Source organism: Sphingomonas sp. M1A8_2b (assembly GCF_053345535.1).
The window spans coordinates 173566-197778 of record NZ_JBKFAH010000002.1; the positions used below are offsets into that span (position 1 = coordinate 173566).

Consider the following 24213-nt stretch of genomic DNA (forward strand, 5'->3'; position numbering starts at 1 on the left):
ATCAGGCGAGGCGCAGACGGCGTTCGGCGAATGCATACATCGGACGCCACACGAGGCGATTGAAGCCGAGAACGAAGAGCGACATGACCGCAATGCCGAGCGCGACGCGCGGATAGTCGCCCGCGACCGTTGCCTTGGCGATATAGGTGCCAAGGCCATGGGCCTCGAGGTGCCGGCTTCCCCAGGAGACGGCTTCGGCAACGATCGAAGCGTTCCAGGAGCCGCCGCTGGCCGTCAGGGCGCCGGTGACGTAGAAGGGGAAGATCCCCGGCAGTGCGACTTGGCGCCACCATTGCCAGCCACGGACACCGAACATTCCTGCAGCCTCGCGCAGATCGTTGGGAATGGCGCTCGCACCGGCGATGACGTTGAACAGGATATACCACTGCGTACCCAGGATCATCAGCGGGGACAGCCAGATATCCGGGCTAAGGCGCCAGTGGACGATGACAATCACCGCGAACGGGAATAGCACGTTTGCGGGAAAGGCGGCGAGGAACTGCGCGACGGGTTGTAGTCGTTCCGCCCAGGCCGGATTGAGCCCGATCCAAACACCGATCGGAACCCAGATCAGGCTTGCGAGCGCGATCAGGACGATCACCCGCAACATCGTCAGGCAGCCGAGAAGGAAGGCTTCGCCGATATCGCCGACACCGAGCGTGGTGAGGACATACCGGGCCGACCACCAGCAGGCACCGCCGACGGCGAGCAGGACCGCGACCTGCCAGACGCGCTCGATGATCGGGGTCGGCGCGGCCGCATGCGCCCGCCGCGCAGCAGGGCGCGCCGGCTCCAGAGCGAGCAGTAACCGGCCCACTCCGGCGATCGGCGCGAACAGCACCGGCAGAAGGCGGGTACGGCGCAGGAGGTCGTACGCCCAGGAACCGGGGCGATCGTTGCTCGCGGTCTGCTCGAAGCGGAAACGATCCGCCCAGGCGACGACGGGGCGAAAGAAAAGCTGATCGTAGAGGACGATGACGAGGCCCATCATCAACACCGCGAGTGCGATTGCACCGAAGTCCTGATGCTGGATCGCAAGAGCTAGCCATGAGCCGATGCCCGGCAGGGTCACCGTCGTGTTGCCCACTGTGATGGCTTCCGAGGCGACGACGAAGAACCAGCCGCCCGACATCGACATCATCGCGTTCCAGACGAGGGCGGGCGTGGCAAAGGGGAGATCGAGCCGCAGGAAGCGGCGCACGGGGGACAGGCCGAAGCCGTTGCTGACCTCTTCAAGATCCGTCGGAACGGAACGCAGCGACTGATAGAAGCTGAATGCCATATTCCACGCCTGACTGGTGAAGATCGCGAAGACGGCGGCGAGTTCGACACCGAGGATATTGCCAGGAAACAGTCCCATGAAGAAGGTGACGGTGAAGGTCAGAAACCCCAGGATCGGCACAGACTGAAGAATGTCGAGCGCAGGCACGATGATCTGACCGGCACGTCGGCTGCGAGCAGCGAGCGTCGCCACGACAAGCGTGAAGACGGTCGAGGCAAGCAGCGCCGCAAACATTCGGATTACGGTGCGCAGGGCATAATAGGGCAGAGACGCTGGATCGAGCGTCACCGGCTCGAACCGTAGCCTGGCCAGCGGCTCGACAGCGCCCTCGGCACCGCGGAACACGAGCAGCGCGAGCGCCGCGAGAATAACGAAGGCGATCCCGTCGGCGCGGTTCGGCGTCGTGAGGCGCAACATCCGGGAGAATGGAGGCAGCGCGCGGACAGGCTGTTTTTCGGGGCTCATCGGGCGATCATTTCAAAAAGCGCCATGCAGCCGAAACGCCAGGATGTTGGCGGGGCCGCGATCGCTGTTGTAGGCGGGATTGGCGATCAGTTGATAATCGAGTGTGACGTTGACACCGCGAGCTGCCTGACAATCGTAATAGGCTTCGGCGATGAATTCCGATCCCGGATGCGGAAGCCTGCCGTCGCCAACCAGGACACCGATGCCGCCGGCATTCAGATACCGCTCGTGGTCCTTAGAAATGCCGTTGACGACCCCGGCGATGCCGATCGTGTCGCCGGGCCGACCCCAGCGCTTACCGTTTTTTGCGCCGCCCAAAGCGAGCGTGCGGTCGATGTCCGTAAAGTCGTAAGGCTCTATCGCGCCGTCGCTGATCCCGGCGCGCGCGAACAGGTCGAGCGTATCGGTGACCGCCTGCTCGATGTTGATGTGAGCCCCCGGGCGGGTCATCCGGCGTCGGGTAAGGCTCGCATCAACTGGGTCACCTGTCGCGTTCGCCAGGCCCAGCGCATCATCGAAGCGGCTGAAGTTGCCGCGATTGCGAAACAGCGTCACGCGAAGCGCGCCCGGATAGCCCGCGATGCTATGACGATGCTCGACCTCTCCAACGAGCTGGTACTGCCGGAAGTCGCTTTCCAAGATCTCGCCATTGGGCACCTTCGAAAGATTGAACGCGCCGAGCCGAACGGTCCATGGTCCCCGATACCATTCGGTGGCAACACCATAGCTGTAGCCCCAAGCGTCGGCCGCATAGTCGAAATTGCCGGCATCGACGACCGACCAATTCAGAAAATCGCCGCGTGGATCGTGCGCGTAGCGGTTGGTGTCGAAAATATCGCCAACGCCGAACTTTCCAGCCGTGATCACGAGCCGATTGGCGGTTTGGGTACCGGCAAGCTGGTTCGCCATGCCAGCGACAGCCTGCGCGTCGCCGCCGAGATCGAGTGTCTGGCGGAAGAAAAGGCGCTGCAGACGCATATAAGGGCTGGATTTGCCGACCTTATAAGCTTCCGCGCTCGGAAATCCGGCCGCACCTAGCGTATTGGACAGACCGAACCCCTGATCGATTTCGGGGTTGATCCACAATTCCGCGCCAGACCACGGACGGACGCCTGCGTAAAGTGTGGCATCGACGGTTTCCTTGACCTGGCGCGGCGAAAGGCTGTTCGGGCCGTCATAGGGAGAGCGGAAGGCGAACACCCCTTGGGTGACAAACGTCGCCTGCGCGTGCAGCGCCCAATCCTGTTGCTCAGGCGTAACCCGTACTGCGTCCTGCGCCGCGACGGGCGAAGCGCCGAGAATTCCCAATGCCAGCGCTATGGTCGCGGCGCTGGCAAGCGTCCGATACAGCATCGCTCGATCCTCCTTACGCGTCAGATTAGAAGCGGTGTGTGACACGCGGTGTGACGACGCGCGGAGTGACGACGCGCGGAGGTGCCGCGAGCGCCGGTGTCGCTGCAGGAAGATCGCTCAGGGAAGGCGGGCAAACATGGGGGTGGCGGTTCATAGCGACTTTCCTTTTCAGAAGACTTGGGCAGACCCAGTCCTGAAAAGTGCCGCCCGCGGGTTAGGCTTGAGCCAAACCCTCGAACAACGACTTCCGTCGGACCCGGTCTGTGTCGGGGATGTTTCGAATCGAAGCGGAGCTTCGACTGTCCTCATCGCTGGATGAAGGGCGGGATCGGCTGGGCATTGCAGTCCTGTACTCGGGGTGCGCATGTTGCGCGGGGGTAGCCGGGTCACGACCTGCGACTCGACAGGCTCGGCCCTATACCCTAGGGGGCTATATTATCAAGGGAATTAAAGGCGAAAAAATGGGACACGTCGCAAAGGAAAAGCAGAAGCTGCTCAACCGCCTGAAGCGGCTTCGCGGCCAGCTCGAGGCGATCGAGCGCGCGGTCGAGGCGGATACCGAGTGCGCGCGCGTCCTACAGCAGGCGACATCGTGCCGAGGTGCCCTCGACGGCTTCATTGCTGAAGTGATCGAAGACCATATCCGCGAGCACATGCTCGATCCGGATGCACCGCGCGATGATCCCCGGACGCAGGCGGCCGAGGAGCTGGTTGCGATCGTCCACGCCTACCTGACATGAGATAACTGACTTTTGCCGCATACAACTCGGGCGTGGTCTTCGCTGCGCCTGCGAGATTGCGCAACGAAACCAGCAGCATAGCTTTCTGATGACGGTCAGCCTGGCAGGCTCGATCACGAACGCACTGGAGGTCGATAGCGCCGACGCTGGACGGTCCGCCGTTACGCCGCCCGAGCCGTCTTCACGTCACCGACCAGCACGAGGTCGCGATCGGCGAGAAATGCCCGCCGCCGCGACCGAACAGCGGCCCGCGGTGGAAATTGACGATGATCCGGCGGACTGGGTCGTTGGCCAGGCGCATATAGCTCCGGAAGCTGGTCAGCGCTGGGTCGCGGACGACGGTGACGGGATCGCGGGTCCGCTGCCGGGTCAGGTCGGCCAGTTCGTCGAGATCCATGCCGCCGGGCAGCACCCCGAACCAGGGATCGTACCGGCTTCCCGCAATCACCGCGCGCTGGTTGCTGGCGTCGCCCAGCGAATGCATCACGTCGGCGAGGCTGGTCGGTCCGCAAAAGCTCTGGTTGCCCTGGAACTCATAGGGGAGGCGGCGATAGGTGCGTGCCACCGGCAGCGACCAGGTGGCGGCCATCGCCCTGGGATCGCGACAGCTGGGCTGGTACTCGATCGAGACGACTGCGGCGTATTGGTTCGGGGTGAGCAGGTAGCCGATCAACGGGCGGAGATGGAGGCCGGCCAAGATCAGCAGAATGAACAGTAAAATAGCGAAGATGCCGATCGGGCGACGCCAGAAGGATCGTCGTGGGTCGGTACTGGCCGGAATGCTGTCGCTCAAGGGCTTCGGCTCCGTTGGACGAGCGGTCTTATGCCCCAGTGCAAATCGATCCGACTGGGCCGCGCGCCCGGTGAAGTGTGGGTCGAACGTCCGGCGATCCGGCACTTTAGCGTGGCCCGGAAAATGTCGACCGCGGCAATTCCCAACGAAATCAAGAACTCGATTTGTTGACCGCGCGCGCCGCGTCATCGTAAACCGAACGCGAAATCCTGATAGGAATATTTTGAAGTTGATCGTGATGCGGACGGATAAGTGGGTGTGAACGGACCGTGGCGTGAACGCGGAGCAACGCTGGTTCGTTCGGTCGACGGCAGGAACCGTGGCCGCCGCGCGAAATTCCTGTCGATCGCCGCGCCGCTCCTGACCCTCGCGGCAGCCGATCCACCGGCCTGGACGCGGCCGCAGGCGCCGTTCCCGATCGCCGGCCCGATCACCTATGTCGGCAGCGAAGGCATCGCGGCGTACCTGATCAAGACGTCCGCCGGCGCGATCCTGATCGACGGCACGCTCGCCGATAATGCGGGCATGGTCGAACGCAACATCGTCGCGGCGGGCGTGCCGCTCCGCGACGTCAAATTGATCCTCGTTACGCACGCGCATTTCGATCATGCCGCCGGTGTCGCCGCGATCGAGCGGGCGACCGGCGCGCACGTCGTCGCCGGCGTCGGCGATGTCCGCGCGCTGGAGACCGGCGTGCCACCGGGCGAGACCAACTACGGCGTGATTCGATTTCCCCCGGTCCGGGTCGATCGCGGTGTTCGCGATGGTGACAAGGTCACGCTCGGCAGCGTCACGCTAACGGCGCGCGCGACACCGGGCCACACCCCCGGCTGCACGACGTGGACGATGCGGATCCCGGCCAAGCCGCGCCCGCTCGACGTCGTTTTCCCGTGCAGCGTCAGCGTCGCCGGCAACCGCCTGATCGGCAACCGGGCCTATCCGGATATCGTCGCCGACTACCGCCGCAGCATCGCGATGCTCGGCACGCTGCACGCCGATATCGTCCTGCCGTCGCACCCCGAGCTCGCCGACGTGATCGCCCGCGGCAAGCGCCGCGCCGCCGGCGATGCCACCGCGTTCGTCGATCCGACGGTGCTGCCAAGGATCGTCGCGAAGGCCAAGATCGCGTTCGCCGCCGACCTCGCCAGGCAGGCACGCTAGACCGGCATGCTGGTCCTGTGCGGTATCGCGGTGATCGTCGCGGGGTTCCTGCTCCGGTTCAATCCGTTGCTCGTGGTCGCGGTCTCCGCGCTCGCGACCGGCCTCGCCGCCGGGATCGCGCCGCTCGCGATCCTCGCCGCGTTCGGCAAGGCGTTCAACGAGAACCGCTACGTCACGGTGATCTACATCGTCCTGCCGGTGATCGGCCTGCTCGAACGCCATGGCCTCCAGGAACGCGCGCGCCTCGCGATCGCCACGCTCAGGGGCGCGACGGTCGGGCGGCTGTTGATCGGCTATCTGCTGTTCCGCCAGCTTACCGCAGCGCTCGGCCTGACCTCGATCGCCGGTCCCGCGCAGAGCGTCCGGCCGCTCGTCGCGCCGATGGCCGAGGCGGCCGCCGAGGCGCAGGGCGTCGCGCCCGGTGGCGATCGCATCCCGGCAATGGCGGCGGCAACCGACAATATCGGGCTGTTCTTCGGTGAGGACATCTTCATCGCGATCGGCTCGATCCTGCTGATGAAGGGCGTGCTCGAGGGCTATGGCATCGTCATCCAGCCGCTTCATCTGTCGATGTGGGCGATCCCGACCGCGATCGCCGCGTTCGTGATTCACGGCTTCCGGCTGTGGTTGCTCGATCGTCGACTGGCACGCGGCGGGTGATCGGCACCGGTTTCATCTACGGCATCGCGGGCCTGATGTTCGCCGCGTTCGCGGTGCTGAGCGCGACCGATCGCGCCAACACGAAGCGCTTTGGCAATGCCGCCTTCTACGCCGTGCTGGCGATCAGCTTCCTGCTGGGCGGACGGCTGGGCGATATCGGCAACGGCGTCCTGGTCCTCGCGCTCGTGGGCATCGCCGGATCGGGTGCGATGGGGCGGGGCGGACGGGCCACCCACTCGTCCGATGACCGGCGGATCGAAGCCGCGCGGCTCGGCAATCGGATATTCCTCCCCGCGCTGATCATCCCGGCCGCAGCGCTCGGCGGCACGGTGCTCTTCCGCACAGTCCCGAGCCTCGTCGATCCGAAGCAGGCGACGCTTGTCGCGCTGACCTGCGGCGTGCTGATCGCGCTCATCGCGATGCAATTCTGGTTTCGCCCGAAGATCGCGACGCCGCTCGCCGAGGGCGTGCGCCTGATGGATGCGATCGGCTGGGCCGCGGTGCTGCCGCAGATGCTCGCGAGCCTCGGTGCGGTCTTCGCGTTGGCGGGCGTCGGTGAGGTCGTCGGCGGTCTGGCGGGCCCCGCGATCCCCGAGGGCAGCCTGATCGGCGCGGTGCTCGCCTATACGCTCGGCATGGCGCTGTTCGCGATGATCATGGGCAACGCGTTCGCCGCGTTCCCGGTGATGGCGGCGGCGATCGGCATCCCGCTGCTCGTCCGCCATTATGGCGGCGACCCCGCGGTGGTCGCGGCGATCGGCATGCTCAGCGGGTTTTGCGGCACGCTGATGACGCCGATGGCGGCGAATTTCAATCTCGTCCCTGCCGCGTTGCTCGAGCTCAAGGATCGCAACGCCGTCATTCGTGCGCAGATACCGACCGCGCTGCCGCTGCTCGCCGTCAACATCGGCTTGCTATACTGGCTCGGCTTCAGATGAGGGTGAAGGGTTTGCGATGACCGATTGGACGATGACCCGGCGATCCGCGCTGACCGCGATGGCGGCGACGATGGCGGTACCTGCCGCGGCGGCGAGGCGCCCGGTGAGGTTGATCGCCGGGACGTATGCGCGTGAGGGCGGGAAGGGGCTCTACCCGATCGGCTACGACGCCGATCGAGACCGGTGGCAGGTCGAGGCGCCGATCGCCGGAATCGACGACGCCTCGTTCGGTGTGGGCGGCGGCCCCGGCGGTGCCTATTACCTCGTCCGCGAAAAGACGCAGGGCGAGATCTCGGCCTATGCACCCGACTGGACGACGCGGGGTACCGCACCGACCAAGGGCGCCGACCCGTGCTACATCGCGCTCGACCGCCCGAGCGGCTGCCTCGCGGTCGCCAATTATTCCAGCGGCGGGGTCGCGTTCCACCGGCTCGATCCCCGGACCGGCGTGCCGGGCGACCCGGTGCTGTTCGACCATGTCGGCACGGGGCCCAATACCGCGCGGCAGGAGGGACCGCACGCGCACTGGGTCGGGTTCAGCGCGGACCGGCGATGGCTGCATTCGATCGATCTGGGAACGGACACGATCTACGCCTATCGCTTCGATCCGACCGCGCGGCAATTGGCGCGGCCGGTCGTCGCTTGGCACGCGGAGCCCGGTGCCGGGCCACGCCATCTCGTCCACCACCCGCGAATGCCGCGCGCCTATGTGGTGTGCGAACTGTCCAATGCGTTGATGACACTCGACGCCCGCGCGGACGGCAGCTTCGTCACGCGATCGCGGGTGTCCACGCTGCCCGCGGGCTATCGGGGCGCATCGCAGGCCGCGCATATCGCGATCGATGCCACGGGCCGGCGGTTGTACGTCTCGAACCGCGGGCAGAACGGTATCGCCGTGTTCGCGCTCGATGCGGCCGGCATGCCGACGCTGCTCCAGCATATCGCGAGCGGTGGCGACTGGCCGCGCTTCTTCTTGCTGCTCGACGACGCGCGGCGGATGGTCGTCGCCAACGAGCGATCGGGGACGCTGGCGATCTTCGCGATCGGCAGCGACGGTCGACTGTCCGCCACCGGGCAGCAACTCGCCGTACCGGGCGCGGTCTTTCTCGACCGGCTCTGATCGATCAGCGGACCCGCCGTTCGAGCAGCGGGACTGCGGCCTCGTAGCGGGCCTGCGCAGCGAACGGCGTCGACCGGGTGGTCACGTCGATCGTCTGCCGCAGGATCGGTCCAGCACCGGGCGCGGCCGGTGACCAGCGCGGCAAGCCGGCGGCGTTGGGATCGCCGGTCTTGATGAAGCCGGCGAAATAGCCCTGGAACACGGCCGAGATCCTGCGGTCGTCCGCGGTCCAGGCATAAGCCGGGTTAGTGTCCAGATTGCCCAGCGCATATTCGATCTCCGCGCTGTGCACCGCGCCGATCGGTGCGACATCGGGATTGGTCAGCGGCGGCAGCGCGGGCGGGCGCGGGTGCGCGAAATAATAATAGTAGGTCGGCTGTCGCGATCGGCGATGCAGGTCGAACCACTTCCAGGTCGATGCGCCGAGAAACGCGTCGCTCGCCAACGCGGTTGCGGCGGCCGGAACCTCGGCGTCGGCAGCCGCGGGATACAGCGCGAACAGCGCGTCCGGGTCGGCAAAGACCTTGCCGATCGCCGCGCGGTAATTCGCGACGGTCGGCGGCTGATCGCGCAGGATGCTGGTCCACGCGCCCTCCTGCGAATTCGAGCCGACCAGCAGCGGCACGCGCGCGGCTCGACCGGCGGCATAGGTATCGATCGGCGGTTCGGTCAGAAACAGCCCGTCGACGATGAATTCCGCACTCGCGTGCGCGTCGCCCTGGGCCTTGAGCAGATCGGCGGCGGGCATCGCGCGGAGTGCAGCCAGCGACGGCGCGCCGGCGGCGCGCGCGAACGCCTCGCCCTGCGTCACCGCCGTCGCAAGCGGTTTCGGCCGGAACGTCGGCGGCAGGACACCGCCGCTTTCGCCGATCGCGCGTGCAAATCGCGTCCGCGTCAGCGGCGAGGTCATCAGCACGCTCACCGACATCGAGCCCGCACTTTCCCCCGCGATCGTGATCCGCGCCGGATCGCCACCAAAGGCAGCGGCGTTGCGGCGGACCCAGTCTAGCGCGGCCGCCTGGTCGAGCAGGCCGTAATTTCCGGCGGCGTGCGCCGGCGATTCCGCCGCCATCTCGGGTGTCGCGAGGAAGCCGAACACCCCCAGCCGGTAGTTGATCGTCACGACGACGATGCCCTGCCGCGCCATCGCCGCACCGTCGTAGCGCAGTTCGGATCCGTCGCCCGCGATCGCGCCGCCGCCGTGGATGTAGAACAGCACCGGCAGGCGCGCGCCCGGCTTGGCACCGGCGGGCGTCCAGACGTTGAGCGTCAGGCAGTCCTCGTCGATCCGCGGCGACCGGAACCGCATGTCGGCGAACAGCGGTTGCTGCGTGCACCGCGGCCCGAACGCGTCCGCCTTGCGCACGCCGCTCCAACGGCCAGCGGGCTTGGGCGGTTGCCATCTGAGCGCACCGATCGGCGGCGTGGCGTAGGGGATGCCGAGATACGCGTCGACGGGGGGCGAAGCCGGCGCCGGCGAAGTCGCCAGACGCGTGCCGCCGAGCGTGCCTTCCGCAACGCGCGCCCGTTGCGCGATCGCCGGTACCGCCAGCAGGCCGCTCGCGAGAGCCGCTCCCCCTGCCATGGCCATTATCGCTGCCCGCATGTCATCCTCCACTTTGGTTTGCAGCGACGGTCGCAGGTTGCCGGGACGTTGCCAAGGTAAAGGGCTATCCGCGCAGCAATCTCCCCGTTGGGGGGACGATACCGTATCGTCAGGCGCCGGTCGGTCCGGCAACCCCGTCCGCAATGCCAAGCTCGAAGTCGGAGACGATCCGTATCGCGGCGCCGAGCTGTCGATAATGTTCCGCTCGGCGATACGCACTGCTGTTGCGAACCGAATAGCTGAACGGCGGCTGCCCCGCGATCACGAGCAGCGTCGTGGTGTTGCCGACCGCCGACACGATCCGGCCGCCGAACGCCGCGATCCGCTCCGCCAACGCCCCGTCGCGCGGCGCGCCGAGGAGCGCGATGCGCTCGCCAGCGAGCGGTCCGGACGGCGCTGGACGGGGGGCTGGGCCGGGCTTGCGCGGCGGGGCGAGCCATTCGTCGAGCGAGATCCCGGTATGGTCGATCGCCTTGACGATCACCCAGCCGGCCGCGCGTGCATCGCTGAGCGCGTCGTGATGCTTGTGCGCGATCCCGAGATATTGCGCGAGCAGGCCGAGGCGGTGGCTTTCCAGATCGGGCCAGGCGCGCTTGGCGACGCGGACGCTGTCGAGCCATACCGTCTCGATCGCCGGGCGGTCATGAACCCGGCAGGCGGCTGCGAGCGCGCCCTTGTCGAAATACGAGTGCGCGACCGTCGTGCGACCGCTCAGGTGTCGGTCGACGATGGCATGGACGTCGGCAAAGCTCGGCTGGCCGACGACATGATGCTCGGCGATGCCGTGGATCCGCGTGTTGAACAGGTGGAATTCATCGCACGGGTTGACCAGCGTCTCGTAGTCGAAGATCTCGCGGCCGTCGCGGAACCCGACGATGCCGATCTGGCAGATGCTGCTGACCCGCGAACACGCGGTCTCGACGTCGATGACGACGAAGTCGGGCTGCAGGGTGACGGCATCGGCGAGCATCGCAGTCGAAAGCATCCCTCCTCCATGCACGCATGCGAGAGCCGGATAAACATCTTTGACGGCAATGATATCACGGTCGCGGAAAAGCTGGTGCCCCCGGCGAGATTTGAACACGCGGCCTACGGTTTAGGAAACCGTCGCTCTATCCGGCTGAGCTACGGGGGCATCCGGTTGCGCAGTACGACGGTCGGATGAGGCGATCAAGCGCCCGGTTCGCGATCAGCTGGGTCGATTGCGCGGCCGCTATGGGTAGGGCGATCAGACCCGGCACTTGGGTAGTGGGGTCGTGTAAAGGTGATCAAGGGCGACGGGTATCGCTTACGATGCCCCGTCGCCGCTTGCCGTGCAGTGCTGGCGGTTAGGCCTTGACGTGCTGCGAGATGTACTTGTTCATCTCGAACATCGTGCACTTGTCACGCCCGAAGACCTTCTTCAGCTTCTCGTCGGCGAGGATCTCGCGCTTGTTCTCAGGGTTCTGGAGGTTGTGGGCCTTGATGTAGACCCACACCTTGCTGATCACTTCGCTGCGCGGCAGCTTGTCGTTGCCGACGATCTCGCCGAGCTCGGGAGAGGGCTGGACGGGGGCATGGATGCCGCCGGTCTTGGGTGCTGTAGCCATAAGCATTCCTTCCTGTTGCGTGCGTGCGTTTGGCACTGCGCGCGTGGTCACGCCTTGGTGAGCGCGTCCGCCTTGTGCGCCGCCTTGCCGCCCTTGTCACTCCTTACGATGAACTGGGGCTCCTCCTTGGACGCCTTGACGGTGTGCCCCTTGATCTTCGTGTCGGTGGTCTGCTTCTTCTCGACCGTGCCGTGCGCCTCGCCGCCGTGCGATTTCCAGGTGACCTCGTCGCCCTTCTTCGGATCCTTCATCGCGCCATCTCCTTGATTTGAAAGGATCAAGCGCGGCAACGCGGCATTGGTTGCATCGCCTACGGGTTGCGGAGGCGTGGCGCGGGGGCCATCAGGGCGGCAATCAAGGAGACCCACGCATGAAGACCCGCGCCGCCGTAGCCTTCGAGGCAAAAAAACCGCTCGAGATTGTCGAACTCGACCTCGAAGGGCCGAAATTCGGCGAAGTGCTCGTCGAAATCATGGCGACGGGCATCTGCCATACCGACGCGTACACGCTCGACGGGCTTGATTCGGAAGGGTTGTTTCCGAGCGTGCTGGGGCATGAAGGCGCCGGCATCGTCCGCGAAGTCGGCGCGGGCGTGACCAGCGTCGCGGTCGGCGACCACGTCATCCCGCTCTACACCCCCGAATGCCGCCAGTGTAAGTCGTGCCTCAGCGGCAAGACCAACCTGTGCACCGCGATCCGCGCCACGCAAGGCAAGGGGTTGATGCCCGACGGGACGACGCGGTTCAGCTACAAGGGCCAGCCGATCTTCCATTACATGGGCTGCTCGACCTTCTCGAACTTCACCGTGCTGCCTGAGATCGCGGTCGCCAAGATCCGTACCGACGCGCCGTTCGACACCAGCTGCTATATCGGTTGCGGTGTGACGACGGGCGTGGGCGCGGTCGTGCACACGGCGAAGGTCCAGCCGGGCGACACCGTCGTCGTATTCGGACTCGGCGGGATCGGGTTGAACGTGATCCAGGGTGCGAAGCTGGCGGGCGCTGGGATGATCGTCGGCGTCGACATAAATCCGGACCGCGAGGAATGGGGCCGGCGCTTTGGCATGACTCACTTCGCCAATCCCAAGGATGTCGGCGATATCGTCGCGCACATCGTCGCGCTGACCGATGGCGGCGCGGACTATACGTTCGACGCGACCGGCAACACGACGGTCATGCGGCAGGCACTGGAGGCGTGCCATCGCGGCTGGGGGACCTCGATCGTGATCGGCGTGGCCGAGGCGGGGAAGGAAATCTCGACGCGGCCGTTCCAGCTCGTCACCGGGCGCAACTGGCGCGGGACGGCGTTCGGCGGCGCGCGCGGGCGGACCGATACGCCGAAGATCGTTGACTGGTACATGAACGGCATGATCGAGATCGACCCGATGATCACGCACCGCCTGACGCTCGACGAGATCAACAAGGGCTTCGACCTGATGCATGCCGGCGAGAGCATCCGCTCCGTCGTGATCTACTGAGGAGCGCGCCCATGTTCACGCATATCATGATCGGCGCCGATGACATCGCGTCGTCGAAGGCGTTCTACGACGCGGCGCTGGGCGCGCTTGGTGTTCCCGAGGGCGTCGTCGATGAATGGGGTCGGGTGGTCTACGCGCATGACGGCGGGCGCTTCCTGCTGACCAAGCCGATCGACGGGCAGCCTGCGAGCCACGGCAACGGCAGCACGATGGGGTTTGCTGCTGCCTCGACCGAGGCTGCGGATGCGTGGCACGCTGCGGGCCTCGCGCATGGCGGTACGGCCTGTGAAAATCCGCCGGGCGTGCGCGAAGCCACCGGGGGGCGGAAGCTGTATCTGGCATATCTGCGCGACCCGTCGGGGAACAAGATCTGCGCGCTGCACCGGGTCGCGTGATGGAAACCGTGTCCACCAGCAAAGCGTATGGCGGCGTCCAAGGCGTGTACCGCCACGCCTCGACCGCGACCGGCACCGATATGACCTTCGCAGTCTATGTGCCGCCGCACGACGAGGGCGCGCGATTTCCGGTGTTGTGGTTCCTGTCGGGGCTGACGTGCACGCACGCCAACGTCATGGACAAGGGCGAGTATCGGCGCGCGTGTGCCGAGCTCGGCGTGATCCTGGTCGCGCCGGATACGTCGCCGCGCGGTGACGATGTTCCCGATGACGAGGCGTATGATTTCGGCAAGGGGGCGGGGTTCTACGTCGATGCGACCGAGCAGCCCTGGTCGAAGAATTTCCGGATGCGGTCCTATGTCGAGGACGAACTGCCGGCGCTGATCGCAGTGGAGTTCCCGGTGGCGGACATGGCACGGCAGGGCATCTTCGGACACTCGATGGGCGGGCACGGCGCGCTGACGATCGGGTTGCGGAATCCCGATCGGTTCCGGAGCGTGTCGGCATTCGCGCCGATCGTCTCGCCGCTGCAGTGTGCTTGGGGTGAGAAAGCGCTCGGCGGGTATCTCGGGGCGGACCGGACGGCGTGGCGGGCTTATGATGCGTGCGCGCTGATCGAGGATGGTGCGCGGGTGGCTGAGGTCCTGGTCGATCAGGGTGATGCGGATGGCTTTCTGGTCGATCAGCTGAAGCCTGAGTTGCTCGTGGCTGCATGCAACTCCGCGAGGATCGGCCTCACGCTACGGATGCAGCCGGGATATGACCACAGCTACAATTTCATCTCGACGTTCATGGCCGATCACGTCGCGTGGCATGCGGAGCGACTGGCGCGCTAACCGCGGTTTTGATGGTGCAAGGCTGTCGGTCTGCAGGCCGTGCACTCACCCTCACCGCCTTTGGCGTATCTCCCTCTCCCGATGGGAAAGGGAAGGGGCCCGTAGCGCATTCGCTGCGGTTGGGATGGGGCAGGGGAGAGTCCCCGGTCTGCATGAGCCAGAACGTCGCTCAATCCACGCGTCATCCTGACGAAAGTCAGGAACCAGGGTCACGAACGCCGCGATGATTGGCTCTGAATCCTGACTTTTCTCAGGATGTCGGCGGCATAGTCGGGTCCTTCCCCGCCAGGGGGAGGTGGCGGGCTATTGCCAGACGGAGGGGGCGGTAAGGGAAACGTCTGTTCCGTGTCCGCCCCCTCCGTCACCTTCGGCGCCACCTCCCCCTGGCGGGGGAGGATCGTTAGAACAGCCGAGGCCCGGGGATGCTGTGCCCCCTCAGAACTTGAACCCCGCCGCAACACCATACCGGCGCGGATCGATCGTGAAGATGTTGGTGAACAGACCCGCCGACTGGTCGGTCACATATTGCCCGGTGACGGCATTGTTGTTCGTCAGGTTTTGCACGAACGCGCGCACGTAGAACCGGTCTTCGCGCGCGTTGAGCTGGACCTGCATGTTGACCACCTCATAGCCCGGGATACGATCGATATTCGTGTTGAAGATGCTCGCGGACAGGCCCCCGGTGAAGTTGAGATCGGCACGGGGCACGAGCGTCATGCCGTTGGCGAAGTCGATCGTGTACTGCGCTCCCACCGACCATTTGTAGGTCGGTGCCTGCGGCAGGCGGTTGCCGCGGATGTTGGTGGTGACGCCGTCGAGCACCGATACGCCGCTCGCCGCGGCGTTGGCGCCTAGCACCGAGCAGATGCCGAACGCACCGGTTGCCGCGACCGTCGGAATTGCGGTCGGCGCGCGCAGGCCGATCGCCTGATTGACCGCAGCGACATAGCCGTTCGACAGCGCCGCATTCCCCGCCACGTTGGGCACGACGACGCAGTTCGACGCGTTGGTGATGTCCTTGATGATCACCGCGTCCGCGCGGCCGTTCGACACGTCGCGCGGGTTCACGAGGAACTTGTCGCTCGACACCTTCGAATGGAGGTAGCTGGCGTTCATGTTGACCACGAACGCCGGGATCGGGCTCACGATCGCCTCCGCTTCGACGCCGTAGATATCGGCGTCGACATTGTCGTTGACGGAGGTGCGCGCGACGATCCGGCTCAGCTGCAGGTTCTTGTACTGGTAATAGAAGCCGGTGAGGTTGAGCCGCAGCCGACCACCGGCGAATGTGTTCTTCGAGCCGATCTCGTAGGCGTTGACCTGCTCCGGATCGAACGTGCTGCTGACGCTGAACTGCGGCAACAGCGGCGGGTTGATCCCACCCGATTTATACCCGCGCGAATAGGACGCGTAGAGCAGATTGTTTTCGGTGATCCGGTAATCGAGCACCGCGCGACCCGTCAGTCGCGAGAAGCTGACCTGCGCATTGGCGAATTCCTGCCGCCCGGGCAGGTTCGGGTCGAAATCGACCGTGCCGTAATTGATCCCCTGCTCGATCGCGGTCGCGCCGATCGGGGTCAGCACGTTGAGCGCGAGGTTGCGCGCCTGATCGGTCTTCTGGTCGTGATTGTAGCGCAGGCCGACGGTCAGTTTCAGCGTGTCGGTGAACTTGAAGTACGTCTCGCCGAAGATGCCGTAGGATTTCAGGCGGAACTCGGTGTCGTTGTTGCGGTAGAACGGCGTCGCCAGGAAATAGCCGTTGCCGGCGGGCAATCCGGCGGCGGCGGCGCTGGCCGAGCCGAGGATACCGGCGCCATAATCCAGTCCGAACGCGTTGACGAAATAGTCCGTGTTGGTCGACTTGCTGTCGACGTAGATGCCGCCGAGCAGGAAGTTGAACATCCCGTCGAAATTGCTGTCGAGATGCGCTTCGGCGGAATATTGGCGGTTCTTCTGCCGCGAGCGATCGAAGTCGAGGCTCTGCGGATAGCATCCGATCGAATTACCGCCATAGACGCCGACATTGTTCGGATCGGCGGCGGACTGGCACGCGCCGCCGGCGGGGCCGTTGGGGATCAGTGTCTGTCGCACGCCGCTGAGGAACGCGAACGGCGATCCGGTGCGGGCGAGCGCGTTGAGCGTAGCGAGCCCGACATTGTTGGTCAGCGGGTTCTCGACCGCGAGGTTGTAGTCGGTCGTGCTGTCGACGACGTTGCGCGTGTAGCCGCCGGTGAAGTTCAGGCTGACCGGGCCGAAATCGTGGAAGATCTTGGCGGTATATTGCTCTTCCTCGGCGAAGTAGGTCGGGCTGTAATCGAGCGAGACCTGCCGCACGTCGCTCGGGTTGACGACGCCGGCATAGGTATCCTGGCCGTAGAGGCTCTGCAGGCCGAAGCGGGCGAGCGCGGGATTGTTGACCGCGAAGAACTCGCGCGAGCTGAGCACCGCCGAGAGCGTCGAATTGCCGTTCGCGGTCTCGTTGGCGAGCCGGTCGGGCAGGCAGCCGAGGATGCCGGTCGGATCGCGGTGGCACAGCTGTTTCTGCAACCGCGAGCGATCGTCCTTCTCGCGGAAATAATAGCCGATCAGGTCGATCCGCGTGTCGCTGGTCGGCTCCCACGACAGCGTGCCGCGGATCGAATACAGGTCGCGCCCGTCGATCTTGCCGCCATCGTACAGGTTCTTGGTATAGCCGTCGCGGTTGAGATAGGTGCCGGCGACGCGGATGCCGAGCGTGTCGGTGAAGGGCAGGTTGAACATCGCCTTCACGCGCTTCGAATCGTAATTGCCGTATTCGAACTCGGCGGCGGCGTGGATCCCCGAAAGATCGGGCTTGGCGGAGATGAAGTTGACCACGCCCGAGGTCGCGTTGCGACCGAACAACGTACCCTGCGGCCCGCGCAGCACCTCGACCCGCTCGAGATCGAAGAACTCGCTTTCGAACAGGCGGGTCGTCACCAGCGGCATGTCGTTGACGTGGATCGCGGTCGCGGTATCGCAGGTGGCGCCGGTGCACAGGTCGCCGATGCCGCGGATCGTGAAGCTCGACGTGGTGAAGTTGGTCTTGGTGAAGGTGACGTTGGGCAGCGTCTGCTGGAGCGCGCTCGGGTTGACGATCTGCTGCTTGGCGAGATTGTCAGCGGTAAAAGCGCTCACTGCAATCGGAACATCTTGTAACCGCTGCGACTGGCGTTGCGCGGTGATCACGATATCCTGCATGGCGAGGGGATCGGCAGGGGCCGGGGTCACCGCTTCCTGTCCGGGACCATTGGTCGGCGCCGTGTCTTGGGCGGAGCTGGTGGCGGCGGTTTGGGCGGCGGCGGGAACAACAGGCAGAAGCAACATCGCCGATGCGGCGAGCAATTCGAACTTGGCCATGATCTATCCTCTCCCTGGAACCGCCCCGGTCTTTGCCGATGTCGGTTTCGATTTTCAGGTATGCTCAATAAGCGATCAAAAAATTGCGGCGTCAACGCTTTTATAGCTCGGAAAACGGCGCAAAACGCGGCACATACGCAGGATGAAACAGTTGCAAATTCGAACTTATGTTACGGACCTTCGCGTTGACGCTACGGCAACCCACGATGTCGGGTGAGCGTAGGGTCGTGGAAGGCGATATGGTCGATGACGACGGCAAGATTGTCGTGCCGCCCGAGGTGGCCGATGCGATCAGAACGCTGATCCGGTGGTCCGGCGACAATCCCGATCGCGAGGGCCTTCTCGATACGCCGCGTCGAGTCGCGCGCGCGTGGAAGGAATATTGCGCGGGCTACGGCGACGATCCGGCCAAGCATCTCGACCGCGTGTTCGAAGAGGTCGGCGGCTATGACGAGATCGTCCTGCTGCGCGACATCCCGTTCCAGTCGCATTGCGAGCATCATATGGCGCCGATCATCGGCAAGGCGCACATCGCGTATCTGCCGAAGAACCACGTCGTCGGGATTTCGAAGCTGGCGCGCGTGCTGCACGGGTTCGCGCGGCGGTTGCAGGTGCAGGAGCGGCTGACCGCCGAGGTGGCCGACTGCATCTGGGAAAACCTCAAGCCGCAGGGCGTCGCGGTGGTGATCGAGGCGAGCCATGCCTGCATGACCGCGCGCGGTGTCCGCACGCCGGGGGTAACGATGGTCACGAGCCGGATGATGGGCGTGTTCCGCGACGACGAGCGCAGCCGCAAGGAAGTGCTGGCGCTGATGGGACAGCGTGCCTGATGCGAACGGTGCTGGTGACCGGTGGTGCGAAGCGGCTAGGCGCGGCGATCGTCCGGCGGCTCGCGGCGGACGGTCACGCGGTGATCGTGCACCAGGGGCATTCGCGGGATGAGGCTGAAGCGCTGGTCGCGGCAATCGTTGGCGCGGGCGGTCGCGCTGCGGCGGTGTCAGGCGACCTGAGCGATCTCGGCGCGATCGGCGACCTGTTTGCGGCGGCGCGGACTGCGATCGGCGGACCGATCGACGGCCTTGTGAACTGCGCCTCGCGGTTCGCGTTCGATCGGCCGCCGAGTGTGGATCCGGTGCTGTTCGCGGAACTCGGCGCGATCAATTGCGGCGCACCGGTGCTGCTCGCGTCCGCGCTGGCGTCGCAGGACGACGTGGCGGACGGCGCGGTGGTCAATGTGCTCGACCAGAAGGTGGCGAACCTCAACCCCGATTTCTTTTCGTACAGCTGCGGGAAGATCGCGCTGGAGGGGGCGACGACGATGCTGGCGCAGGCGCTCGGGCCGCGCATCGCGGTGAACGCGGTGTCGCCGGGGCTGACGCTGCCGAGCGGCGACCAGACCGAGGCGGAGTTCGCGGCGGTGGCGAGCGATAACCTGTTGCGGCGGCCGGTCGGCGCGGCGACGGTGGCGGATGCGGTGGCGTGGCTGCTGACTGCAAAGGGCGTAACGGGACAGAATGTCTTCGTCGATTGTGGGCAGCGGTTCCTGAAGCGCGATGGCGACGTGATGTTCGACCGGGACCGAGAGGGGCGCAATGGCTGAATTCACGACGATCCTCGACGGGTTCGAGGTGATGATGCGGCTCGGCATCCACCCGCACGAGGTGGCACCGCAGCGCGTGCTCGTGTCGGTCGAGATGACGGTCGTGTATCCGGGGCCGCTGCGCGACGATGCGATCGAGGAAGTGCTCGATTACGACTTCGTGCGGACGGCAATACTGGCGATGGTCGCAGATCGGCCGATCGCGTTGCAGGAGACGCTGTGCGAGAGGATCGCAGGGCTGTGCCTGGCGGATGCGCGGGTGCGGCGGGTCAAGGTGCGGACGGTGAAGGCCGACGTGTATCCGGACGCCCGTGTCGGCTGCGAGATCGTTCGCGAGCGGTGAACTGCTCCCCCTCCCCTGCGGGGAGAGGGCTGGGGTTAGGGGCTGTTCCGGGCGAAGCACTGCTTGGCTGCCCCTCACCCCGACCCTCTCCCCGGAGGGGGAGAGGGAGGTGCGCATCACGCCCGGTTGGCGGCGCTCAACACCGCGCGGACCGAGGCGGTGGCGATGTCGGTGTCCATGCCGACGCCGAATACCGTTTTGCCCTCCGCTGTCCGGCATTCGACATAGGCCGCGGCCTGCGCGTCCGCGCCATGGCCGATCGCGTGCTCGTTGTAATCGATCACGTCGAGCGTCGGCCCGGTCGATTCTGCAATTGCCGAGATCACACCCGAGATCAGCCCGTTGCCACGCCCGGAGATCGACCGCTCCTCGCCATCGATCGCCACCCGGCCGATGAACACGCGCTGCCCCGACGCACCGCTTTCCTCATAATCGCGCAGTTCCACGCGGTCGTCGGCCTGCGGCATGTAGGTCCGCTCGAACAGGCCCCAGATGTCCGCCGCGTTCAACTCGCGGCTGGTCTCGTCGGCATAGGCCTGGACGTGGCGGCTGAAGTCCGCCTGCAACCGCTTTGGCAGCTTCAGGCCCTTGTCCTGCTCGATCACCCAGGCGACGCCGCCCTTGCCCGACTGCGAATTGACGCGGATCACCGCCTCGTAGCTGCGGCCGAGATCGGCGGGGTCGATCGGGAGATACGGCACCTCCCACAACGTGTCGTTCTTCGCCTCCTGCGCCGCGAACCCCTTCTTGATCGCGTCCTGATGGCTCCCCGAGAACGCGGTGAAGACCAGGTCGCCGGCATAGGGCGTGCGCGGGTGGACGGGAATGTTGGTGCAGTAATTGACCGTGTTCACGACCCCGTCGAGGTCTGACAGGTCGAGCTTCGGATCCACCCCTTGCGTGTACATGTTGAGCGCGACCGTCACGAGATCGCAATTGCCGGTGCGCTCGCCATTGCCGAGCAGGCAGCCCTCGACGCGGTCCGCGCCCGCCATCATGCCGAGCTCCGCCGCCGCGACGCCGGTGCCGCGATCGTTATGCGTGTGCAGGCTGATCGCGACCGCGTCGCGGTTGCGGATGTTGCGGCCGAACCATTCGATCTGGTCGGCATAGATGTTCGGCGTCGCGCACTCGACGGTGGCGGGCAGGTTGAAGATGATCGGGTTCTCGGGCGTGGGCATCAGGACGTCCATCACCGCCTCGCAGACCTCGAGGCTGAAATCGAGTTCGGCGGTCGAGAAGGTCTCGGGCGAATATTCGAACTGCCAGCGGACGTTGGGCTGCTTGGCGGCTTCGTCGCGGAGCACCTTGGCGCCATCCACGGCGATCTGCTTCACCTGCGCACGGTCCATCCCGAACACGATCTTCCGCCATGCGGGGGAGACTGCATTATAAAGGTGGACGATCGCAGTCTTCGCGCCAACGAGGCTGGCGAAGCTCGTCTCGATCAGGTCGCGGCGCGATTGGGTGAGCACCTGGATCGCGACGTCGTCGGGGATCCGGCCGGTCTTCACGAGGCCGGAGATGAAGTCGAACTCGGTCGCGCCAGCGCTCGGGAAACCGACCTCGATTTCCTTCAGTCCGACCTTGCAGAGCAGGTCGAAGAAGCGCGTCTTCTTCTCCGCATCCATCGGGTCGATCAGCGCCTGGTTGCCGTCGCGCAGATCGGTGGAGAGCCAGCGGGGTGGCTTGACGATGGTCTTCGACGGCCATTGGCGGTCGGGCAGGTCGACTTGCGGAAACGGTCGGTATTTGGTCGATGGGTCGCGCAGCATGGCTCGTGTCTCTCGTATCGTCGGGAGCGTTCGGGTCAGCCCTTAGGCGCGAGGCGCGGGGCATGGCCACCGCGCAAACGATCGGCGCGCCTAAGGGCGCGTAAGTCGAAGCAGCAGGAGGCGAAGGGCCGGCGTCATTGCATCTACGCTATCGTCGACCGGCAGCAATTGTCCAGCCAAAATGGATCAGCCTGCCGATTACGCCGGATCGGCCGCATGATAGCATCTGCGGGTCCGGTGACCGACCGGGTGGGGAGAGAGTCATGACCAAGACGATCTACAAAATCGGATGCGTCCACGTCGAAACGACAAAAAGTCTTCCGCCGACACTTAAAATAGAGGCCGATGGCTTCGTCAACACCGGCGGCTGGAAGAACCCGACCTTGTCGAAACACATCTACATCACGCCACCGGAAGACGGCGTGCAGGGCTATGATTTCGTCGCCGATGAACCCGGAGGCATCGTGACCCAAGTGCTGACGCCGGTGAAGACGATCTATGCCGATCGGCAGGACGACTGGGTGACCGCGGTTGCGATCCATTCCGCCACGAACACGGTCACGGTTACCCTGTCGGTTCCCGTGGCCGCGTCGTAGCGGGACGCGCGATCAGTTCGCGGAGAACGCCGCGTTGATCGTCAGGTCGACCTTGTCCGACACCACCGGGGCGTAAGCGCCGAGGTTGAAGTCGCTGCGCTTGATCGAGGTCGTCGCGCGGAAGCCGAAGTTCAGCTTCTTGTTCATCGGGTTCGCGCCCGCGCCGATGAAGGTCGCCTGGAGCACGACCGGCTTGGTGACGCCCTTGAGCGTGAGATCGCCGGTGATCGTCGCCTTGTCGCCGGTCGCGACGACCTTGGTCGAGACGAACTTGGCGGTCGGGTAGGTCGCGGCGTCGAAGAAGTCCTTCGACTTCAGGTGGCTCGCGAACGGTGCAGCGGTGACCGAGAGCTGATCGATCGCGAAGTTGACCTCGACCTTGGTCGCGTTCGGCTTGGCGGGATCGATCGTGATGCTGCCCCCCGACGCGCCCAGCTGCCCTTCGAGCATCGAGAAGCCCATGTGATTGACCTGCCACGTGACCTGCGTGTGGTTCGGATCGACCGCGTAGGTGCCGGCGGCGACGCGCGCCTTGACGGGGGCGCCGGGGACGGCGGCGGTCTGGGCGATGACTGGCGCGGCGGTTATGGCGAGGATGGTGGCTAGGACTAGGCGCATGCGGGGTCTCCTGTTGATCGCGCGATGCTGGCCGAGGTGAGGGGGCGCGTCAAACGGCGTTATGCCAACGCTGTGTTTCGGAATTGGGGGGGGCGTCGCTCTCCCGGTAGAGTGCAGCGCAAGCTCTTGTTCCCCCGCGGACGCGGGGGCCCAGCTAAACCACGATCACCGCCTGAGACCCTGGACCCCCGCGTTCGCGAGGGAACAGTAAGGGAAGAACGGTCCCACCTCACAAAACCACCCCGGCGAAGGCCGGGGCCCAATTGGGTGAGGTCGGTCACGGAGGATTGTCCTACGTTACTAAAGCCTTCCCAATTGGGCCCCGGCCTTCGCCGGGGTGGAGTCCGCGAGGGTATGGGGCAACCGAAACGCGCACCCCCGCCAGCCCGTCGGCCCCGGCGAAGCCGTGCCCTATGGGCAGGCTCCGTCGTGCCGGCCGCGCTCACGCGCGTTCGTTGCGCTCAGTTGCGCTCGCGATCCACCAAAGCATTCTTCCCGATCCAAGGCATCATCCCACGCAACTCCGACCCGATCTTCTCGATCGGATGCGCCAGCGCCTGCTTCCGCGCCGCCTTAAGCTCAGGCTGCCCCGCACGATTATCGAGGATGAAGTGCTTCACGAACCGGCCCGACTGGATGTCGGCCAGCACGCGCTTCATCTCGGCCTTGGTCTCCGCCGTGATGATCCGCGGACCCGTCGTGATGTCGCCATATTCGGCCGTGTTCGAGATCGAGTAGCGCATGTTGGCGATGCCCCCCTCATACAGCAGGTCGACGATCAGCTTGGTCTCGTGGAGACACTCGAAATACGCCATCTCGGGCGCGTAGCCGGCTTCGACCAGCGTCTCGAACCCGGCCTGGATCAGGTGGGTGATGCCGCCGCACAGCACGGCCTGCTCGCCGAACAGGTCGGTCTCGCATTCCTCGCGGAAGTTGGTCTCGATGATCCCCGAGCGCCCGCCGCCGACACCGCTGGCATAAGCGAGCGCGATGTCATGCGCGTTGCCAGACTTGTCCTGGTCGATCGCGATCAGGCAGGGGACGCCGCCGCCGCGGACATATTCGCTGCGCACGGTGTGGCCGGGGCCCTTGGGCGCGATCATGATGACGTCGAGATCGGCGCGCGGCTCGATCAGGCCGAAATGCACGTTGAGGCCGTGCGCGAAGGCAATCGTCGCGCCTTGCTTGAGGTTGTCGTGCAGGTCGGCGGCGTAGATCGCGGCCTGATGCTCGTCCGGGGCGAGGATCATGACGATGTCGGCCCAGGCGGCGGCTTCCTTGTTCGACTTGACCGCGAAGCCCGCCTCGATCGCCTTCTTGGCGGTGGGCGAACCCTCGCGCAGCGCGATCGTGACGTCCTTGACGCCCGAATCGCGGAGGTTCTGCGCATGCGCATGGCCCTGCGAGCCGTACCCGACGATCGCGATCTTCTTGTCGGTGATCAGGTTCAGGTCGGCGTCGCGATCGTAATACACACGCATTGGATTC

Annotated in this window: 23 protein-coding genes and 1 tRNA gene; 12 read left to right on the top strand and 12 right to left on the bottom strand. The window is 65.5% G+C overall.

All coding sequences use genetic code 11. From position 1 onward, the window contains the following. Window position 1: 1 nt before the first annotated feature. Both ACLBWL_RS09095 and ACLBWL_RS09100 read right to left on the bottom strand, forming a co-directional pair. On the bottom strand, window positions 2–1747 hold the full coding sequence (locus tag ACLBWL_RS09095) for an ABC transporter permease (protein ID WP_447792308.1): 1746 nt from the start codon (window positions 1745–1747) through the stop codon (window positions 2–4). 12 nt (window positions 1748–1759) lie between these two features. Beyond that, window positions 1760–3100, bottom strand: coding sequence for a carbohydrate porin (locus tag ACLBWL_RS09100; RefSeq protein WP_447792310.1), 1341 nt, complete (start codon window positions 3098–3100; stop codon window positions 1760–1762). 461 nt (window positions 3101–3561) lie between these two features. On the opposite strand from ACLBWL_RS09100, the gene ACLBWL_RS09105 reads away from it, so the two are divergent. Next, on the top strand, window positions 3562–3840 hold the full coding sequence (locus tag ACLBWL_RS09105) for a metal/formaldehyde-sensitive transcriptional repressor (RefSeq protein WP_037527252.1): 279 nt from the start codon (window positions 3562–3564) through the stop codon (window positions 3838–3840). Window positions 3841–4021: 181 nt separating this feature from the next. Here the strand turns inward: ACLBWL_RS09105 and ACLBWL_RS09110 are convergent, their stop codons facing one another. Continuing rightward, the gene (locus tag ACLBWL_RS09110) at window positions 4022–4633 is read right to left on the bottom strand and encodes a phytochelatin synthase family protein (protein WP_447792313.1); all 612 of its coding nucleotides are present in this window, start codon (window positions 4631–4633) and stop codon (window positions 4022–4024) included. A gap of 258 nt (window positions 4634–4891) precedes the next feature. Here ACLBWL_RS09110 and bla point away from each other — a divergent pair, with 258 nt between their 5' ends. The 4 genes from bla to ACLBWL_RS09130 are packed head-to-tail and all read left to right on the top strand — an operon-like array spanning window position 4892 to window position 8512. Next, entirely contained in the window at window positions 4892–5794 is a 903-nt protein-coding gene (gene bla, locus ACLBWL_RS09115; RefSeq protein WP_447792315.1) for a subclass B3 metallo-beta-lactamase, read from the top strand. 6 nt (window positions 5795–5800) lie between these two features. Beyond that, window positions 5801–6454: a DUF969 domain-containing protein gene (locus tag ACLBWL_RS09120; protein WP_447792317.1), complete on the top strand. Its 654-nt coding sequence runs from the start codon at window positions 5801–5803 to the stop codon at window positions 6452–6454. Next, on the top strand, window positions 6451–7392 hold the full coding sequence (locus tag ACLBWL_RS09125) for a DUF979 domain-containing protein (protein ID WP_447793457.1): 942 nt from the start codon (window positions 6451–6453) through the stop codon (window positions 7390–7392). The genes ACLBWL_RS09120 and ACLBWL_RS09125 overlap by 4 nt, the downstream gene beginning before the upstream one ends. Window positions 7393–7408: 16 nt before the next feature. Beyond that, a complete protein-coding gene (locus tag ACLBWL_RS09130) occupies window positions 7409–8512 on the top strand; it encodes a lactonase family protein (protein WP_447792319.1) in 1104 nt (367 codons plus the stop codon). 4 nt (window positions 8513–8516) lie between these two features. Here ACLBWL_RS09130 and ACLBWL_RS09135 read toward each other — a convergent pair whose 3' ends face one another. The 5 genes from ACLBWL_RS09135 to ACLBWL_RS09155 form a co-directional block, all read right to left on the bottom strand. Next, the gene (locus ACLBWL_RS09135) at window positions 8517–10118 is read right to left on the bottom strand and encodes a carboxylesterase/lipase family protein (RefSeq protein ID WP_447792321.1); all 1602 of its coding nucleotides are present in this window, start codon (window positions 10116–10118) and stop codon (window positions 8517–8519) included. 109 nt (window positions 10119–10227) lie between these two features. Next, window positions 10228–11103 carry an exonuclease domain-containing protein gene (locus ACLBWL_RS09140; RefSeq protein WP_447792323.1) on the bottom strand — a complete coding sequence of 292 codons (876 nt, stop codon included), beginning with the start codon at window positions 11101–11103 and terminating at the stop codon, window positions 10228–10230. A 73-nt stretch (window positions 11104–11176) separates the two neighbouring features. Next, window positions 11177–11253 (bottom strand) — tRNA-Arg (locus ACLBWL_RS09145). Between the two features lie 193 nt (window positions 11254–11446). Further along, window positions 11447–11707: an SWIB/MDM2 domain-containing protein gene (locus ACLBWL_RS09150; protein ID WP_031394799.1), complete on the bottom strand. Its 261-nt coding sequence runs from the start codon at window positions 11705–11707 to the stop codon at window positions 11447–11449. A 47-nt stretch (window positions 11708–11754) separates the two neighbouring features. After that, the gene (locus ACLBWL_RS09155; protein ID WP_056482645.1) at window positions 11755–11958 is read right to left on the bottom strand and encodes a hypervirulence associated TUDOR domain-containing protein; all 204 of its coding nucleotides are present in this window, start codon (window positions 11956–11958) and stop codon (window positions 11755–11757) included. A 119-nt stretch (window positions 11959–12077) separates the two neighbouring features. On the opposite strand from ACLBWL_RS09155, the gene ACLBWL_RS09160 reads away from it, so the two are divergent. Genes ACLBWL_RS09160 through fghA form a run of 3 tightly spaced genes read left to right on the top strand, consistent with a single transcriptional unit; the run spans window position 12078 to window position 14415 of the window. Beyond that, the gene (locus ACLBWL_RS09160) at window positions 12078–13184 is read left to right on the top strand and encodes an S-(hydroxymethyl)glutathione dehydrogenase/class III alcohol dehydrogenase (protein WP_447792326.1); all 1107 of its coding nucleotides are present in this window, start codon (window positions 12078–12080) and stop codon (window positions 13182–13184) included. 11 nt (window positions 13185–13195) lie between these two features. Continuing rightward, window positions 13196–13579 (top strand): VOC family protein, encoded by a 384-nt coding sequence (locus ACLBWL_RS09165; protein ID WP_447792328.1) that lies wholly within the window; start codon window positions 13196–13198, stop codon window positions 13577–13579. Next, window positions 13579–14415: an S-formylglutathione hydrolase gene (fghA, locus tag ACLBWL_RS09170; protein WP_447792330.1), complete on the top strand. Its 837-nt coding sequence runs from the start codon at window positions 13579–13581 to the stop codon at window positions 14413–14415. The genes ACLBWL_RS09165 and fghA overlap by 1 nt, the downstream gene beginning before the upstream one ends. A 435-nt stretch (window positions 14416–14850) precedes the next feature. Here fghA and ACLBWL_RS09175 read toward each other — a convergent pair whose 3' ends face one another. Continuing rightward, complete coding sequence (locus tag ACLBWL_RS09175; protein ID WP_447792332.1) at window positions 14851–17793, bottom strand: TonB-dependent receptor; 2943 nt, start codon at window positions 17791–17793, stop codon at window positions 14851–14853. Between the two features lie 239 nt (window positions 17794–18032). On the opposite strand from ACLBWL_RS09175, the gene folE reads away from it, so the two are divergent. From folE to ACLBWL_RS09190, 3 genes are read left to right on the top strand one after another with little or no spacing between them, the layout of a single operon-like run. Further along, window positions 18033–18623, top strand: a complete 591-nt coding sequence (folE, locus tag ACLBWL_RS09180; protein WP_447792333.1) for a GTP cyclohydrolase I FolE — start codon at window positions 18033–18035, stop codon at window positions 18621–18623. Next, complete coding sequence (locus tag ACLBWL_RS09185) at window positions 18623–19393, top strand: SDR family NAD(P)-dependent oxidoreductase (protein WP_447792335.1); 771 nt, start codon at window positions 18623–18625, stop codon at window positions 19391–19393. Before folE ends, ACLBWL_RS09185 begins: the two co-directional genes overlap by 1 nt. After that, entirely contained in the window at window positions 19386–19736 is a 351-nt protein-coding gene (locus tag ACLBWL_RS09190) for a dihydroneopterin aldolase (protein WP_447792337.1), read from the top strand. The genes ACLBWL_RS09185 and ACLBWL_RS09190 overlap by 8 nt, the downstream gene beginning before the upstream one ends. A gap of 116 nt (window positions 19737–19852) precedes the next feature. On the opposite strand, the gene leuA is transcribed toward ACLBWL_RS09190, so the two are convergent. Beyond that, on the bottom strand, window positions 19853–21511 hold the full coding sequence (leuA, locus tag ACLBWL_RS09195; RefSeq protein ID WP_447792339.1) for a 2-isopropylmalate synthase: 1659 nt from the start codon (window positions 21509–21511) through the stop codon (window positions 19853–19855). A gap of 263 nt (window positions 21512–21774) precedes the next feature. On the opposite strand from leuA, the gene ACLBWL_RS09200 reads away from it, so the two are divergent. Beyond that, window positions 21775–22107: a hypothetical protein gene (locus tag ACLBWL_RS09200; RefSeq protein WP_447792341.1), complete on the top strand. Its 333-nt coding sequence runs from the start codon at window positions 21775–21777 to the stop codon at window positions 22105–22107. 12 nt (window positions 22108–22119) lie between these two features. On the opposite strand, the gene ACLBWL_RS09205 is transcribed toward ACLBWL_RS09200, so the two are convergent. Together ACLBWL_RS09205 and ilvC are read right to left on the bottom strand one after the other, a co-directional pair. Continuing rightward, complete coding sequence (locus tag ACLBWL_RS09205) at window positions 22120–22725, bottom strand: YceI family protein (RefSeq protein WP_447792343.1); 606 nt, start codon at window positions 22723–22725, stop codon at window positions 22120–22122. 461 nt (window positions 22726–23186) lie between these two features. Then, the gene (gene ilvC / locus ACLBWL_RS09210) at window positions 23187–24206 is read right to left on the bottom strand and encodes a ketol-acid reductoisomerase (protein WP_447792345.1); all 1020 of its coding nucleotides are present in this window, start codon (window positions 24204–24206) and stop codon (window positions 23187–23189) included. Window positions 24207–24213 lie beyond the last annotated feature (7 nt).

Coding starts and splice junctions, on each gene's coding strand:
- ACLBWL_RS09105 (WP_037527252.1), top strand. CDS start 3,562: ATGGGACACGTCGCAAAGGAAAAGCAGAAGCTGCTCAACCGCCTGAAG.
- ACLBWL_RS09130 (WP_447792319.1), top strand. CDS start 7,409: ATGACCGATTGGACGATGACCCGGCGATCCGCGCTGACCGCGATGGCG.
- ACLBWL_RS09175 (WP_447792332.1), bottom strand. CDS start 17,793: ATGGCCAAGTTCGAATTGCTCGCCGCATCGGCGATGTTGCTTCTGCCT.
- ACLBWL_RS09185 (WP_447792335.1), top strand. CDS start 18,623: ATGCGAACGGTGCTGGTGACCGGTGGTGCGAAGCGGCTAGGCGCGGCG.
- ilvC (WP_447792345.1), bottom strand. CDS start 24,206: ATGCGTGTGTATTACGATCGCGACGCCGACCTGAACCTGATCACCGAC.
- ACLBWL_RS09140 (WP_447792323.1), bottom strand. CDS start 11,103: ATGCTTTCGACTGCGATGCTCGCCGATGCCGTCACCCTGCAGCCCGAC.
- ACLBWL_RS09200 (WP_447792341.1), top strand. CDS start 21,775: ATGACCAAGACGATCTACAAAATCGGATGCGTCCACGTCGAAACGACA.
- ACLBWL_RS09190 (WP_447792337.1), top strand. CDS start 19,386: ATGGCTGAATTCACGACGATCCTCGACGGGTTCGAGGTGATGATGCGG.
- leuA (WP_447792339.1), bottom strand. CDS start 21,511: ATGCTGCGCGACCCATCGACCAAATACCGACCGTTTCCGCAAGTCGAC.
- ACLBWL_RS09160 (WP_447792326.1), top strand. CDS start 12,078: ATGAAGACCCGCGCCGCCGTAGCCTTCGAGGCAAAAAAACCGCTCGAG.
- ACLBWL_RS09095 (WP_447792308.1), bottom strand. CDS start 1,747: ATGAGCCCCGAAAAACAGCCTGTCCGCGCGCTGCCTCCATTCTCCCGG.
- folE (WP_447792333.1), top strand. CDS start 18,033: ATGGTCGATGACGACGGCAAGATTGTCGTGCCGCCCGAGGTGGCCGAT.
- ACLBWL_RS09155 (WP_056482645.1), bottom strand. CDS start 11,958: ATGAAGGATCCGAAGAAGGGCGACGAGGTCACCTGGAAATCGCACGGC.
- ACLBWL_RS09205 (WP_447792343.1), bottom strand. CDS start 22,725: ATGCGCCTAGTCCTAGCCACCATCCTCGCCATAACCGCCGCGCCAGTC.
- ACLBWL_RS09165 (WP_447792328.1), top strand. CDS start 13,196: ATGTTCACGCATATCATGATCGGCGCCGATGACATCGCGTCGTCGAAG.
- ACLBWL_RS09100 (WP_447792310.1), bottom strand. CDS start 3,100: ATGCTGTATCGGACGCTTGCCAGCGCCGCGACCATAGCGCTGGCATTG.
- ACLBWL_RS09135 (WP_447792321.1), bottom strand. CDS start 10,118: ATGCGGGCAGCGATAATGGCCATGGCAGGGGGAGCGGCTCTCGCGAGC.
- ACLBWL_RS09120 (WP_447792317.1), top strand. CDS start 5,801: ATGCTGGTCCTGTGCGGTATCGCGGTGATCGTCGCGGGGTTCCTGCTC.
- ACLBWL_RS09150 (WP_031394799.1), bottom strand. CDS start 11,707: ATGGCTACAGCACCCAAGACCGGCGGCATCCATGCCCCCGTCCAGCCC.
- fghA (WP_447792330.1), top strand. CDS start 13,579: ATGGAAACCGTGTCCACCAGCAAAGCGTATGGCGGCGTCCAAGGCGTG.